Below are 13,051 nucleotides of genomic sequence, written 5' to 3' on the forward strand. Positions count from 1 at the left end.
AATGCCGCAAATATGCACGTCCCCCGTGCAGGGCTGCACTGACGCCGGGCCCGGGCCTGCATATATTTTGACTTAGAGAATGCAGACCTGCTTTGGATGATCAAAAAGGCCGAGGATACGAATGTGAGCTGGAACCCGTCCCACACCACCGACGCAGCTGAAAACGGCGCGCTGGAAACACTCATCATTCCCCGCGCCCGCGATCTGGGCGGGTTCGAGGTGCGCCGCGCGCTGCCCTCGGTCAAACGCCAACTGGTTGGCCCATTCATCTTCTTCGATCAGGTCGGCCCGGCAGAATTCGTCACCGAAGGTGGCATTGACGTGCGACCGCACCCGCATATCGGGCTGGGAACCGTCACTTACCTCTATCAGGGCGAATTCGAACATCGCGACAGCCTCGGCACTCACCAGATGATTTATCCCGGCGAGGTCAACTGGATGGTTGCAGGCCGTGGCGTGACCCATTCCGAGCGCACCAGCGAAGAAACGCGCGGCAAAGGCCACAAGCTGTTCGGCATTCAGACCTGGCTTGCCCTGCCCGAAGCGCAGGAGGATATGGCCCCCGAGTTCGAACACCACAAGCAAGGCGCGCTGCCCCATATCCAAGACAAGGGCGTCAGCGCACGGCTGATCCTCGGCAACGCTTATGGCGAAACCAGCCCCGTGACGATGCTGTCCGAGACCTTCTATCTGGATGTTCAGCTTGCCCCCGGCGCGTCCTTCCCGCTGCCCGACGACCACGAGGATCGCGGTGTCTATGTCACGCAAGGATCGATCGAGATTGCAGGCGACATGTTCGACGAAGGCCGCATGATGGTGTTCCGCCCCGGTGACAGGCTATCGGCCCGGGCAGGGGCGCAGGGTGCGCGGCTGATGCTGCTGGGCGGCGCCACTTTGAACAAGGATCGCTATATCTGGTGGAACTTCGTCTCATCCTCGAAAGAAAAGATCGAGACGGCGATTCATGAGTGGAAAAGCGCCGATTGGGTCAATGGCGCCTTCCGCCTTCCGACAGGGGATGACCGCGAATTTATCGCCATTTCAGAACAGTTTGAGCGTACAAAGCCCCGGCTGGCCCGCCCGCGCGCGGCGTCAGGGGCGGGTGGGCTTGTGTAACCGTCCGTTTGCGGTGATCCTTTCTGGTATACCAGAGGGGGTATCATGAAACTTGTCATCGCAGGCGCGGGCAGCATCGGCTGCTACTGCGGCGGTTTACTGGCCCGCTCAGGGCATGCGGTGACCTTGCTGGGTCGTGCCCGTGTACTGGACCCCATTCGCGAACATGGGCTGACGGTCACGGATTACGATGACCTCAATGCCCATGTTGCGGCGGAAACCCTGACACTCAGCACCGATCCTGCTTGCCTGGATCAGGCCGAACTGGTCATCGTCACCGTCAAATCCGGGGCGACGGCGGATATGGCCGGACATATCGCGGACGCCGCCTGTTGGGACGCACCCGTCCTGTCCTGGCAAAACGGGATCGAGAATGCGGCAACCCTGCGCAAGGCGCTGCCCGGTCGCGATGTGCGCGCGGGCATGGTCCCCTTCAACGTGGTCCCGAACGGCCCCGCCAGCTATCACCGGGCCACATCGGGCGAAATCGTCATCCAGAACGGCCCCGGCGATCTGGCCACCGCCCTCAGCAGCCCGGACCTGCCCGTTATCGCAACTGACCGGATCGAGGCGGTGCAATGGGGCAAGCTGGTGATCAACCTGAACAACGCGCTGAACGCACTGTCGGGCCTGCCGCTTGTGGATCAGCTGCTCAGCCGTGACTGGCGCAACCTCATGGCCGATCAGATGGCCGAGGCGCTGTTGGTTCTCAAGGCGGCCGGGCATCCGGTGGCCTCGACAACGCCGCTTCCGGCGTGGATGACGCCGCATATCCTGCGCCTGCCGACACCCTTGTTCAGCCGGATCGCAGCGCGGATGCTCACCATCGATCCTGCCGCCCGGACCTCGATGGCCTATGACCTGATGGCCGAGCGGCAAACGGAAATCGACAGCCTTCAGGGCCATATCATTCGGCTGGGGCATGAAACCGGGGTGCCCACCCCCCTTTGCACAAAAGTGTCAGACCTGATCAAGCACGCGCCCGATCATCCGCTGTCCCCGGAACAGATCAGGCTCTGATAGCAGTCGTCAGACGAATCTGGTCAATATCCAGAAAATCACGGCCGACATGGCGGCTGCGGCAGGCACGGTCACGACCCAGGCCGCAATGATCGTCATGAAATGCGACCGCCGCACCAGCTTGCGCCGCCGGTATTCTTCCGGGGCCAGCTTCTGCGCTGTCGCGTTTCGCCCATTGTTCTGTTTCCGCCTGCGATCCGACTGCCACTCACGATAGAACCCGACGCCGAAAATTGCGCCAACGGCGATATGCGTGGAACTGACCGGCAAGCCCAGCCAGCTGGCGACAATGACCGTGATCGCCGCTGACAACGCCACGCAAAACGCCCGCATCGGGTTCAGTTTGGTGATCTGACTGCCGACCATCCGGATCAGCTTGGGCCCGAACAGGAACAGGCCGAACGAAATCCCGAACGCGCCGATGATCATCACCCATAGCGGGATCGAAACCTTTTGGGCGAAATCCCCGAACTCCGCCGCGTGGACAATCGCCGCCAGGGGGCCGACCGCGTTGGCCACGTCATTGGCACCGTGGGCAAAGCTCAGAAACGCGGCCGATATCACCAATGGCAGGCCAAACAGGGTTTTCAGCGACCGGGTCCGGTTCTCCAGCCCCTCGGACTTGCGACGCACCCAGGGAACCGTCAGCGCCCAGACCAGCACACCGCTGCCCAGACCGATCAGCAGCGCCACCTCCAGTTCGATCTTCACGATCCGCTTCAGACCCTTGACCGACAGGTAGGTGGCGAACGCTGCCGCCATCACCGCCACAAGGATTGGCACCCAACGCCGCGCGGCGGCGATCTTGTCGTCCTGATACTGGATTTTGGTCTTGATCAGCGCCAGGAATGCCGCCGCAATCACGCCGCCTAGAACCGGGGATATCACCCAGCTGGCCGCAATCGCGCCCATCGTGCCCCAGCTCACCGCGCTCAAACCGGCAGCGGCAATCCCCGCGCCCATGACCCCGCCCACAACCGAATGTGTTGTCGACACCGGCGCACCGATCCAGGTCGCCAGATTGACCCACATGGCGGACGAGATCAGCGCCGCCATCATGGCCCAAATGAACACGTTACTGTTCTGCACCGAGGCCGGGTCGATGATCCCCTTCGAGATGGTCGAGACCACATCGCCCCCCGCAAGCAACGCGCCCGCGCTTTCGGCAACGGCGGCAATCACGATGGCACCGCCCATGGTCAGCGCGTTCGCACCCACCGCGGGACCCATGTTGTTGGCCACGTCATTGGCGCCGATATTGATTGCCATATAGGCCCCGAACGCGGCCGCAGCCACGACGATATAGGTGCCGTCGGCCCGTCCAAACAGCACCGCCGCCATCAATCCGGCAAGCACCATGAACGCCAGTGCAATTCCTGGCGCCAGCAGCGGGCGGGCGACATGAAGATTGGCAATTTCGACGCGTGAGATGCGTTGCAGGTCGGTGTCAAGCGCCTGCCAGCGCGGTTTTGAATTTGTGTCAGACATGGGCTTGGTCAAAGATTGGCAGATCGCCCGCAGCTAACGGTTTCCCGGTTCAGGGGCAAGCGCGCAGCCATCAAATTGTTGCGAAACGGCTACATCTGTCGCAGCAGCGCCTGCAACTCGGGCTCCTGCACCCGTTTGGCGGCTTCTGCCGGTGAAAACCACTGACGTTTGCGCTTGTCCACTTCGGGAAAATCATCGGCAAGTTCTCGCACGGAAACCCGGTAGACGCGGGTCAGGACCGACTGTGCCGATCCCCCCTTGAAGATCTTGTCATAGGTGAATTGGCCGATGGGCTCCTTGTCGACCGCTTCTGCACGCACGCCAGCCTCTTCCCACGCCTCCAGCAGGGCCGTCTCCAACCCGTCCAGACCATTGACAGGCCAGCCCTTCGGGATGATCCAGCGCCCGGTTTCGCGGCTGGTGATCAGCAGAACCTCGTCTTGATCCTCGTGCTTGCGCGTGCACAGGGCCGCAAACTGCACCCTTTGGGGACGCAGGAACAAGGGGCGTCCGACCTCTTCCCAGATATTTCGCAGCCAAGCACTCATGAGATGTTCTTCAAATCCTGTTTCTGTCTTCGAAACCTGTGTGACGTAACAACAATAATGCCAGACTTCAATGAAATGTCCGCTTATTTCTGATTATGACCGGATTTTCGGTCAATTTACTGTGATTTGTGAGATTTCGCGCAACAACCCCGAAAGCCCGAGCCGCTTGCCGGAAGCGACGCGGCAATGGGTCTAATCCCGCCTGCGTTTGGCCCTCAGCGTCGGGTCGGCCTGTGTCGGGTCTTCGGGCCAGGGGTGTTTGGGGTATTGCGCCCGCATATCCTTGCGCACATCCGCATAAGACCCGGCCCAGAACCCCGGCAGATCGCGGGTAAGCTGGATCGGGCGCTGCGCCGGCGACAGCAGCGTGATCTTCAGGGGCTGTCCGCCGACCACCGGATGCCGGGTCACGCCGAACAGCTCCTGCAACCGAACCGAGATTTCGGGGACCGCCGCGCCATAGTCGATCGGCACCTTGCGCCCCAGCGGTGTTTCAAACGATCCCGGCGCGCGGCGGTCCAGCTCCTGGGTCTGGGCCCAGTCCAACCGCGCGCGCAAGGCGGGCAGCGGGTCAAACCGTTTCCAGTCCTCTGCGCTTTTGACACCGGACAGCATCGGCAACAGCCAGTCGTCCAGCTCGGCCATAAGACCCTCGACCGAAAAGTCGGGCAGGTCTACCCCGTCGGCACGCACCAGTTCTACCCGCGCGGCCAGCCGTGCGGCGGCCCCGTCCAGCCGCAACCCCAGATCGCGCACCCCGTCCAGCATCGCGCGCGCCAAGGCGTCGTCCGGGACATCCTTCCAGATGCGGTCGTCCAGCGTGATCGCCCCGAACCGCTCCTGCTGCCGGGACACGACCCGCCGTTCGCGTTTCGACCAGGCGCAAACCTCGACCCAATCGATCTGATCGGCGAACAGTTCGCGGATCTCGCGTTCCGAAATCTGGGTGGCCATCCGCACCTTTGCCTCGCGCGGGTTGCCATCTGTGTCAGTGACAACCAGAAAAGGCGCAGCGGCCAGCGAATCGCCGCTGTCCAGCACGACACCCTTACCCCCCGACAACACATAACGCGGCGCATCGCCCTTGCGCCGCTGTCCGATACGGTCGGGATAGGCGAGGGCGGCCATGGCAGCAGCGCTCAGATCATCCGTCTTGCTTCCGGCCTGTTTCCTCAACCGCTTGGCCTCGGCATTGATCCGATCCACGGCCCCCAAGTTCACCTGCCAGACCCGGTTGCGCTGAAAGGTGCGCACATCCCGCAGTGCCTCTTGCCGCAAGGCGATATCCACCGGCGCGCCGCGCAGGGGGTCGCGCTCGGCCATCAAGGCGGCCAAAGGCGCGGCACTCGGTCCGGCCCGCACCAGCATATGCCCCAGCCGGGGATGCAACGGCAGCGCCGCCAGCGCCCGCCCGTGTTCGGTGATCCGCCCCTTGCCGTCCAGCGCGCCCAGCATCGCCAGAAGGGCGCGCGCCTCGGCCATCGCGCCTTCGGGTGGCGGGGTCAGAAAGGCCAGATCAGCGGCATCCGCGCCCCACAGCGCCAGCTCCAGCGCCAGCCCGGTCAAATCGGCGGCTTCGATCTCGGCAGGCGGGTACGCGGCCAGCGCGCCATCCTCCCCCTTTGACCACAGCCGGTAACACAGCCCCTCGGCCACACGGCCCGCACGACCTGCGCGTTGCGTGGCCTCGGCCCGTGTTACCCGCTCGGTCACCAGCCGGGACATGCCCGAGCCCGGATCGAACCGCGCCCGCCGCGCTTGCCCCATATCCACCACCACCCGGATATCGGGGATCGTCAGCGAGGTTTCGGCAATCGACGTCGCCAGCACCACCTTGCGTCCGGTCTCAACCGGGGCAATCGCCGCGCGCTGGGCCGCAAAGGGCATGGCCCCGAACAGCGGGCGCACCGTGCAATTGGCGGGCAGGCGTCCGGTCAAGGCTGCCTCAGCCCGCCGGATTTCACCCTCACCGGGCAGAAACACCAAGATCCCGCCACCGGTGGAGCGGGTCTCGCGCTCGGCCTCAACGACCAGATCGACCAATGCATCCAGCCGCCGCGCCTGTGGCCCCAACGGCCGATCCAGCCAGCGCATCTCGACGGGATAACTCCGCCCTTCCGACGTAACCAGCGGCGCGGCCATCAGGTGCCCCACCGGGTCCGCGTCCAATGTGGCCGACATGGCCAGCAGAATCAGATCGTCCCGCAACGCGCCCGTGACCTCAAGGCACAGCGCCAAGCCCAGATCCGCGTTGAGTGAGCGTTCGTGGAATTCATCAAAGATCACCGCCCCGATGCCCGGCAGGTCAGGGTCCGATTGCAGCATCCGGGTCAGAATGCCCTCGGTCACCACCTCGATCCTTGTGTCTTTTGACACTTTCGCGTCGCCCCGCACGCGATAGCCAACACTCTGGCCTGCGCGCTCTCCCAGTGTCTCTGCCATCCGCTCTGCCGCGGCCCGCGCCGCCAGCCGCCGGGGCTCCAGCATCACGATCCTGCCGCCGCACAAACCCGCCTCCAGCATCGCCAGCGGAACCCGCGTGGTCTTGCCCGCACCAGGCGGCGCTTGCAGCACGGCCCGCCCCTGCGCGCGCAGGGTGTCCAGCAGGCCGGGTATGGCATCGTCTATGGGCAGGCGTAGGGTCATCCGGCCCTTATCCGCGATCCCGCGGGTGGCGTCCAGTTTCCGCGCTCAAATCGGCAAATCGCCCCGCACGAAATGACGCAGGCTGCGCGATCTTCGCACTTCCTGCCGCCTCCGGTCTGGACAAACGCCCCCCAAGCACGGCAACTGTTCCTGCCTCTAGGAACGGACGAGAATGCAGACAGACAGCCTGAGCGACAGAATTCTGAAGGGCGAGCGCCGGGCGCTGGCGCGTGCGATCACCCTTGTTGAAAGCAACCGCGCCGATCACCGGGCACAGGCCAGCGACCTTCTGGCACAGCTTGCCGGTTCGGGGCGTCAGGCGCTGCGTATCGGTCTGTCAGGCACGCCCGGTGTGGGCAAGTCCACCTTCATCGAAAGCTTTGGCATGATGCTGACCGGGCAGGGGCTGCGGGTCGCGGTTCTGGCGGTCGATCCCAGCTCGGCTCGGTCGGGCGGCTCGATCCTGGGCGACAAGACCCGGATGGAACGCCTGAGCCGCGAGCAGAACGCCTTCATCCGGCCCTCTCCCAGCCAGAGCCACCTTGGCGGCGTCGCCCGCCGCACCCGCGAGGCTATCGCCCTGTGCGAGGCCGCAGGCTATGACGTGGTGCTGATCGAAACCGTGGGCGTGGGACAGTCGGAAACGGTGGTGTCCGAACTGTCTGACCTGTTTCTGCTGCTGCTGGCCCCGGCGGGCGGGGACGAGTTGCAGGGTGTCAAACGCGGCATCATGGAAATGGCCGACATCATTTTGGTCAACAAGGCCGATGGCGACCTGAAAGCGACCGCCACCCGCACCTGCGCGGATTATGCCGGCGCCCTGCGGCTGCTGCGCAAACGCCCGCAGGACCCCGAAGGTTTCCCCAAGGCGATGACCGTTTCCGCTGTCGAAGAACACGGGCTGGAACAGGCCTGGGACGAAATGCAAACCCTGACCCAATGGCGCCGCGACACCGGTATCTGGGAGGCAAACCGCGCCGCCCAGGCCCGCTACTGGTTCGATCAGGAGGTCCGCCACGCCCTTCTCGCCCGCCTCGACACACCGCAGGCCCGCGCCGAGATGGAGCGCCTGAACGACGAAGTCTCGCAAGGGCGACTCAGCCCGGCGGTCGCTGCCGGTCAGCTTCTGGACACGCTCGGCTGAAGGGCCGTCATGGCCGTTTCACCTTTTGCCAAATACTCTTGCCAACGGCATGGCCCATCCGGGCCATTCCTGCATGGCAGGCAAATTGAAAGATTTCGCGCAGCCCGTCTTGACCCCCCGCGCGATTCCCACTACACGCATCCAACCAGTTTTCGGGCGCGACTTCGGGTTGCGCCCCTTGTGATTTGGCCGCGGGTATCCAGCCCGGCCTCCAGAAACAAAGGAAGAAACCATGTCGCGCCGTTGCGAACTGACCGGAAAAGGCCCGATGACTGGCAACAATGTCAGCCACGCCAAAAACAGAACTCGTCGTCGTTTTCTGCCGAACCTGAATGACGTTACCCTGCAGTCCGAAACTCTGGGCCGTGGTGTCAAGCTGCGCATCTCGGCGGCTGCGCTGCGTTCGGTTGACCACCGCGGTGGTCTGGACGCGTTCCTGGCTAAAGCCAAGGATGATGAGCTGTCGGCAAACGCTCTGAAAGTGAAGAAAGAAATCGCCAAGGCGCAAGCTTCGGCCTAAGGTCTTTCAACCAACAGAATTTCAGGCCCTGCACCCTCTCGGTGCGGGGCCTTTTCTGTTGGGCCAGCCCCTTTCGGCCCCCATTGTTCTCAATCTGGAACTAATTTTTCGCCATTGGTGAACTTCTTCACATACAGGTTTCCGAATCTGACCTAACGTCACTGTCATTCATCAGGCGGGGGCCACATTATGACGTTAAAAAGTTTTTATCTTTTCCTGTTTCTGGCCGCGGTATTCCGCAAGGCGATTGCAACCTGCACGCGGATGCAGCGCTGGGTGAACCGGTCCCATACCAGCTTCACGGCAGACACGGTAAAAAGACCCGGACTGGATTACTGAAAAACAGCTTCAAGCGCGACCCTTTGGCGCTTGAAGCTTTTCCCGCTGCTGACCTATAGCTGGGTCAGGATGAGACCTGTTGTTACCAGATTTCTGCCTTATGCGCTGTCCCTGCTGCTGGTTCTGACCGGGCAGGGGCTGGCCATGTCGCGCGGCATGGACAAGGCCGTGGGTCAGATGGTGCTGTGTACGGGCACCGGACCGGTCGTCGTCTATATTGACGAAAACGGGCAACCCACTGCACCGCCGCATTTTTGCCCGGACTATGCAATATCCCTGCTGGGGGCCGTGGCTGTCGCGCAACCAGCACTGCCAGCCGCGCCGGAACGGGCGCAGCCAGCTCCGCTGCGGCATCTGGGCAACCAGATCGCCCTGCCGGTTCCCGCAACCCCGGCCCGCGCGCCTCCTGTCAGCGTTTGAAAACCACCCTTTTCAAACCTTTATACAGGAGAGGCACGATGTCCCTCAAAACCACTCTGCTTGCAACTCTGGCCGCCGTGTCGCTGGCCATCCCCGCCTTTGCCGAAGGCCCCATCAAGGTTGACGACGCCTATGCCCGGTCCTCGGGCAAGACCGCCATCGCCGGTGCCGCGTTCATGATGATCCACAATCAGGGCGACGCCGATGACCGGCTGATCGGTGCAACCTCGGACGCGGCAGCGCGTGTGGAATTGCACACCCACAAGGTCGATGAAAACGGCGTGGCCAAGATGGTGCATGTCGAAGAAGGCTTTGCAATTCCGGCCGGTGAAACCCACATGCTGAAACGCGGCGGCGACCATGTGATGTTCATGGGTCTGACGGCCCCGTTCGAACAGGACGCCATGGTGCCGGTCACGCTGATCTTTGAAAAGGCAGGCGAGGTCGAGATCGAGATTCCCGTCGATCTGGAGCGTCAGGACAAAGGCGGCCACGGATCACATTCGAACTAGGGCAACGCCTGTCTTCGGGCTGCGCTGCAGCCCTCATCCAAGCGTCAGGCCGGGCTTTGCCCGGCCTGTTTTCCATGCGGCTGCGGATAGTGCTACTTGTTGATGGTTTTCATACCGACGCGGTCGCCCGCCTGCCGGAACCGCGAGGCCAGCCAGAACATCACAGCGGCCATGGCCAGCGCCGAGAATGCGATACCCCATCCCAGCGCAACCAGCGCCACCGCTGGCCAGATCATCAGGACAAGCCCGATCACAAGCGCGACAAATCCCGAGACCCGCATGGAACCGCGTTGCGGGTCATTTGGATGCATCTGCCCGGCAGCCGCCAGGGATCCGATCCCGATGATCAGCGCCCATGCGCCCAACAGGAAAAACGCCAGTTTCACCGTGCCTTCCGGCCAGATCAGCAGGACAAGCCCGATCAGAAGCGCGCCGATCGCAGCACCTCCCAGCACCCCGCGACGGCCAACACCCAAAAGCGTCAGCCCACCGTCGAGGATCAGCAATACACCGACCAGCCGCAGCAGCAGCGCGATGCTGCCCGATGGCCAGAACAGGGCCGCGATGCCCACAAGCCCGGCCAGCACCCCGCGCAGCAGAAAAGTCCACCACAGGCTGGACAGCTGTTCCCCCAGCATGTCACGCCCGGCCATGCTGCTGTCATCCAGGATTTCACCGGTGCGGGGGTCTTGATCAGTCATGGCACATCCTCCAGTCGCTATTGCAGATAGTGTACACAAATTAAGCCAGCGTTGTCTGTAGCTTAAGAATTTCCCGCAAGAAGCTGCCCGACCCATCGCGGAACCGTTTCGGATGCCCTGCCGACAATGCGCTCGTCAAAGCCCGACGGCCCGGGCTTCGGCTCCAGATTGATCTCGACCGTCCGCGCACCCGCCGCCTGCGCCTCGTGGACAAAGGCCGCCGCCGGATAGACCTGACCCGAGGTGCCGATGGCGGCAAAGATCGACGCGCTGGCAAGGTGGTCGTAGATGTCGTCCATGTAATAAGGCATCTCGCCGAACCAGACCACATCGGGCCGGGCGGTGGGTTGGCCGCAGGCGGGGCAGGGCTCTGCAACGGCCATCTCGGGCGGTGCCGGCCAGCGATGATCACACCCGGAACACAAGGCACCCGCCAATGTGCCATGCATGTGGATGACACCCGTCGCACCGCCCGCTTCATGCAGGCTGTCGACGTTCTGGGTCACGATCACGACCTCTGCGGGCCAGCCCTGCTGCAATCGGGCCAGCGCCATGTGGGCCGCGTTGGGCTGCACAGCGGCGGCCTGAACGCGGCGCGCATTGTAAAACCCCTGCACCAAGGCGGGATCGCGGGCAAAGCCCTCGGGCGTGGCCACATCCTCGATCCGGTGCTGCGCCCACAGCCCGCCTTCGTCGCGGAAGGTGCTCAGCCCGCTTTCAGCCGAAATCCCGGCCCCGGTCAGAATGACGATCTTTCCCATATCCCCTCCGCGCGTTACACCTTGGCCATGACACACCGTATCCTCTTTGTCTGCCTGGGCAATATCTGCCGCTCTCCCGCGGCCGAAGGCGTCTTTCGCGCCCGCGCACCGCATCATGCAACCGACAGTGCCGGAACCATGGGCTGGCACGCGGGCAATCCGCCCTATGGCCCGATGCAGAAGGCTGCAAACCGCAGAGGCATTGACCTCGGCGACCTGCGCGCGCGCCAGTTCACCGTCGCGGATTTCGACCGGTTCGACCTGATCATCGGCATGGATGACCAAAACATCGCCGATATCGAAGACCTGCGCCCACCGGGCAACGGCACACCGGTTCGCCTGCTAACGGATTTCGCCCCTCAGACCGGTGCCGATCACGTACCCGATCCGTATTACACGCGGGATTTCGACGGTGCGCTGGACCTGATCGAGGCAGCGGTTGACGGGCTTTCTGCCCATCTGGACACCTAGCCGCCGGTCACCCGCAACTGGCCGCTCAGCCAGGGCAGCTTGGCAAGCGCCGGGTCCACGATCTGGTTCTGCATCAGACGCCGGGTCATGCCCGCAACCTCCTGCGGGACCTGATCGGACCACTCGGTGCGCGCCAGCAGCGATATGTTGCGCGAGAAATCCCCGAACGGGGCAGGGTGCGCCTCCAGCCCCTCATGGAACCGCGCCGCGCGCATGAAGCCCAGCGGCGTGGTGATCGCCCAGCCCAAACCCCGCGCCACCATGGCCATCAGCGCCATGTGCGAGCCGATCTCGAACCGTTCCTCGAACACCTGCGACCGGCGCGCCAGATGCGCCTCGATCTGGCGGCTGATCAGCTGTTCGCGGGCATAGCGCAGAAACGGCAGCCGCTCCTGCACGGCCTCGACGCCCCCCGATCCCTGCGGTGCCACCAGAATGAACGGATCGTGGACCAGCGGGTATTCGACCACCCCCTCCAGCACTTCGCCGCTATGGGCGGTGACCGCCATATGCAGGCGCTGCTCGGCCAGGGCTTCGAACAGATCAAGGCTCGACAGGGTGATCAGCTTGAATTTCGACCGGGTCAGGCTGTCGGCCAGCAAGGTGGCCAGCCGCGGCGTCAGATCATTGTCGAAATCATCGATCAGCCCGATCGACAGCGTGGTCAGATGCCCCAGATCCATGACCGACAGCTCGCTCTGGGCCATGTGCAGCTCGGACAGAACCGCCTCGGCCCGCGCAAGGAAACTGCGCCCCGCCTGCGTCAGCCGCATCGGCCGCCGCCCGTGATCGACCAATTCGGTCCCCAGCGCGTTTTCCAGATTGCGCAATTGCTGCGAAACGGATGGCTGGCTGAGCCCCGTGATCTCGGCAGCCTGTGCCACCGATCCCGTCCGCGCCAAAGCCTCGAACACTTCAAGGCCCCGCAGGGTCAGCCCTTTCATTACCATGCAATACACCTTTCGCTGCGCCTTTCTGGGGCGCAGCGTGGATCAGGTCAAGCATTCTGAACGGGTTAGCTGCAGATCGCCTGCGCCATCTGGCCAAAGTTCTGGTACCGATCCCACAGCGCATCATCGCGCGCGGATTTCGACATCTTCAGCACCTGCGCCTGATGGGGGTCCTTGAACCATTTCGCCACGGTCTTCTGATCACTGCGCGTCAACGCCTGATCCGCCACGCGCTGAATGCAGCTGCACCGGTCCCGCGTCGCGGCCGAGCGGTCCGACGCCATGCACGCCTGCCTGATCTGCGCCGCATCCGCGACCTGAGCCACCGCCGTCAGCGATGCCGCACAAAATGCGATAATGAGGAACTGTTTCATACTCGAGCCTCGTTTTTGCCTGCCCGGACGGGTCTTATGCC

Annotated in this window: 15 protein-coding genes; 8 read left to right on the plus strand and 7 right to left on the minus strand. The window is 63.5% G+C overall.

Annotation, left to right across the window (positions count from 1 at the left end; translation table 11 throughout):
- The first annotated feature begins 123 nt into the window (after positions 1 to 123).
- Together ACR0ES_RS11240 and ACR0ES_RS11245 are read left to right on the plus strand one after the other, a co-directional pair.
- Positions 124 to 1,116, plus strand: a complete 993-nt coding sequence (locus tag ACR0ES_RS11240; RefSeq protein WP_480870687.1) for a pirin family protein — start codon at positions 124 to 126, stop codon at positions 1,114 to 1,116.
- Positions 1,117 to 1,161: 45 nt separating this feature from the next.
- A complete protein-coding gene (locus tag ACR0ES_RS11245; protein ID WP_480870689.1) occupies positions 1,162 to 2,136 on the plus strand; it encodes a 2-dehydropantoate 2-reductase in 975 nt (324 codons plus the stop codon).
- A gap of 9 nt (positions 2,137 to 2,145) precedes the next feature.
- Here the strand turns inward: ACR0ES_RS11245 and ACR0ES_RS11250 are convergent, their stop codons facing one another.
- The 3 genes from ACR0ES_RS11250 to hrpB all read right to left on the minus strand — a co-directional run bounded on the left by ACR0ES_RS11250 (position 2,146) and on the right by hrpB (position 6,818).
- Positions 2,146 to 3,624, minus strand: coding sequence for an inorganic phosphate transporter (locus ACR0ES_RS11250; protein WP_480773900.1), 1,479 nt, complete (start codon positions 3,622 to 3,624; stop codon positions 2,146 to 2,148).
- 89 nt (positions 3,625 to 3,713) lie between these two features.
- Positions 3,714 to 4,172 (minus strand): NUDIX hydrolase, encoded by a 459-nt coding sequence (locus ACR0ES_RS11255; RefSeq protein WP_480507833.1) that lies wholly within the window; start codon positions 4,170 to 4,172, stop codon positions 3,714 to 3,716.
- Positions 4,173 to 4,364: 192 nt separating this feature from the next.
- Positions 4,365 to 6,818, minus strand: a complete 2,454-nt coding sequence (gene hrpB / locus ACR0ES_RS11260; protein WP_480870691.1) for an ATP-dependent helicase HrpB — start codon at positions 6,816 to 6,818, stop codon at positions 4,365 to 4,367.
- A 172-nt stretch (positions 6,819 to 6,990) separates the two neighbouring features.
- On the opposite strand from hrpB, the gene meaB reads away from it, so the two are divergent.
- From meaB to ACR0ES_RS11285, 5 genes are all read left to right on the plus strand, one after another.
- Positions 6,991 to 7,962: a methylmalonyl Co-A mutase-associated GTPase MeaB gene (meaB, locus tag ACR0ES_RS11265; RefSeq protein ID WP_209598140.1), complete on the plus strand. Its 972-nt coding sequence runs from the start codon at positions 6,991 to 6,993 to the stop codon at positions 7,960 to 7,962.
- 232 nt (positions 7,963 to 8,194) lie between these two features.
- Positions 8,195 to 8,482, plus strand: a complete 288-nt coding sequence (gene rpmB, locus ACR0ES_RS11270; protein WP_008756960.1) for a 50S ribosomal protein L28 — start codon at positions 8,195 to 8,197, stop codon at positions 8,480 to 8,482.
- 189 nt (positions 8,483 to 8,671) lie between these two features.
- Positions 8,672 to 8,821 carry a hypothetical protein gene (locus ACR0ES_RS11275; RefSeq protein ID WP_209505706.1) on the plus strand — a complete coding sequence of 50 codons (150 nt, stop codon included), beginning with the start codon at positions 8,672 to 8,674 and terminating at the stop codon, positions 8,819 to 8,821.
- Between the two features lie 69 nt (positions 8,822 to 8,890).
- Entirely contained in the window at positions 8,891 to 9,241 is a 351-nt protein-coding gene (locus ACR0ES_RS11280) for a hypothetical protein (RefSeq protein ID WP_480539525.1), read from the plus strand.
- 38 nt (positions 9,242 to 9,279) lie between these two features.
- Positions 9,280 to 9,753, plus strand: a complete 474-nt coding sequence (locus tag ACR0ES_RS11285; protein WP_209505710.1) for a copper chaperone PCu(A)C — start codon at positions 9,280 to 9,282, stop codon at positions 9,751 to 9,753.
- Positions 9,754 to 9,845: 92 nt separating this feature from the next.
- On the opposite strand, the gene ACR0ES_RS11290 is transcribed toward ACR0ES_RS11285, so the two are convergent.
- Together ACR0ES_RS11290 and ACR0ES_RS11295 are read right to left on the minus strand one after the other, a co-directional pair.
- The gene (locus ACR0ES_RS11290; protein WP_480870694.1) at positions 9,846 to 10,454 is read right to left on the minus strand and encodes an HdeD family acid-resistance protein; all 609 of its coding nucleotides are present in this window, start codon (positions 10,452 to 10,454) and stop codon (positions 9,846 to 9,848) included.
- A 62-nt stretch (positions 10,455 to 10,516) separates the two neighbouring features.
- Positions 10,517 to 11,215: an NAD-dependent deacylase gene (locus ACR0ES_RS11295; protein ID WP_480870696.1), complete on the minus strand. Its 699-nt coding sequence runs from the start codon at positions 11,213 to 11,215 to the stop codon at positions 10,517 to 10,519.
- A 27-nt stretch (positions 11,216 to 11,242) separates the two neighbouring features.
- Here ACR0ES_RS11295 and ACR0ES_RS11300 point away from each other — a divergent pair, with 27 nt between their 5' ends.
- Entirely contained in the window at positions 11,243 to 11,686 is a 444-nt protein-coding gene (locus ACR0ES_RS11300) for a low molecular weight protein-tyrosine-phosphatase (protein WP_480870699.1), read from the plus strand.
- Here the strand turns inward: ACR0ES_RS11300 and ACR0ES_RS11305 are convergent.
- Both ACR0ES_RS11305 and ACR0ES_RS11310 read right to left on the minus strand, forming a co-directional pair.
- The gene (locus tag ACR0ES_RS11305) at positions 11,683 to 12,636 is read right to left on the minus strand and encodes a LysR family transcriptional regulator (RefSeq protein WP_267365618.1); all 954 of its coding nucleotides are present in this window, start codon (positions 12,634 to 12,636) and stop codon (positions 11,683 to 11,685) included. The two genes, ACR0ES_RS11300 and ACR0ES_RS11305, sit on opposite strands and share 4 nt — an antisense overlap.
- Positions 12,637 to 12,701: 65 nt before the next feature.
- Entirely contained in the window at positions 12,702 to 13,010 is a 309-nt protein-coding gene (locus tag ACR0ES_RS11310) for a hypothetical protein (RefSeq protein WP_480473632.1), read from the minus strand.
- Positions 13,011 to 13,051: the final 41 nt, after the last annotated feature.

The sequence above is a fragment of the Ruegeria sp. N7 genome, from assembly GCF_056531345.1.

What these genes read in the sequence shown, in the direction of transcription:
- ACR0ES_RS11310 (WP_480473632.1), bottom strand. Translation starts at nt 13,010, where the DNA reads ATGAAACAGTTCCTCATTATCGCATTTTGTGCGGCATCGCTGACGGCG.
- rpmB (WP_008756960.1), top strand. Translation starts at nt 8,195, where the DNA reads ATGTCGCGCCGTTGCGAACTGACCGGAAAAGGCCCGATGACTGGCAAC.
- ACR0ES_RS11285 (WP_209505710.1), top strand. Translation starts at nt 9,280, where the DNA reads ATGTCCCTCAAAACCACTCTGCTTGCAACTCTGGCCGCCGTGTCGCTG.
- ACR0ES_RS11305 (WP_267365618.1), bottom strand. Translation starts at nt 12,636, where the DNA reads ATGGTAATGAAAGGGCTGACCCTGCGGGGCCTTGAAGTGTTCGAGGCT.
- ACR0ES_RS11275 (WP_209505706.1), top strand. Translation starts at nt 8,672, where the DNA reads ATGACGTTAAAAAGTTTTTATCTTTTCCTGTTTCTGGCCGCGGTATTC.
- hrpB (WP_480870691.1), bottom strand. Translation starts at nt 6,818, where the DNA reads ATGACCCTACGCCTGCCCATAGACGATGCCATACCCGGCCTGCTGGAC.
- ACR0ES_RS11255 (WP_480507833.1), bottom strand. Translation starts at nt 4,172, where the DNA reads ATGAGTGCTTGGCTGCGAAATATCTGGGAAGAGGTCGGACGCCCCTTG.
- ACR0ES_RS11300 (WP_480870699.1), top strand. Translation starts at nt 11,243, where the DNA reads ATGACACACCGTATCCTCTTTGTCTGCCTGGGCAATATCTGCCGCTCT.
- ACR0ES_RS11250 (WP_480773900.1), bottom strand. Translation starts at nt 3,624, where the DNA reads ATGTCTGACACAAATTCAAAACCGCGCTGGCAGGCGCTTGACACCGAC.
- ACR0ES_RS11295 (WP_480870696.1), bottom strand. Translation starts at nt 11,215, where the DNA reads ATGGGAAAGATCGTCATTCTGACCGGGGCCGGGATTTCGGCTGAAAGC.
- ACR0ES_RS11245 (WP_480870689.1), top strand. Translation starts at nt 1,162, where the DNA reads ATGAAACTTGTCATCGCAGGCGCGGGCAGCATCGGCTGCTACTGCGGC.
- meaB (WP_209598140.1), top strand. Translation starts at nt 6,991, where the DNA reads ATGCAGACAGACAGCCTGAGCGACAGAATTCTGAAGGGCGAGCGCCGG.
- ACR0ES_RS11280 (WP_480539525.1), top strand. Translation starts at nt 8,891, where the DNA reads ATGAGACCTGTTGTTACCAGATTTCTGCCTTATGCGCTGTCCCTGCTG.
- ACR0ES_RS11290 (WP_480870694.1), bottom strand. Translation starts at nt 10,454, where the DNA reads ATGACTGATCAAGACCCCCGCACCGGTGAAATCCTGGATGACAGCAGC.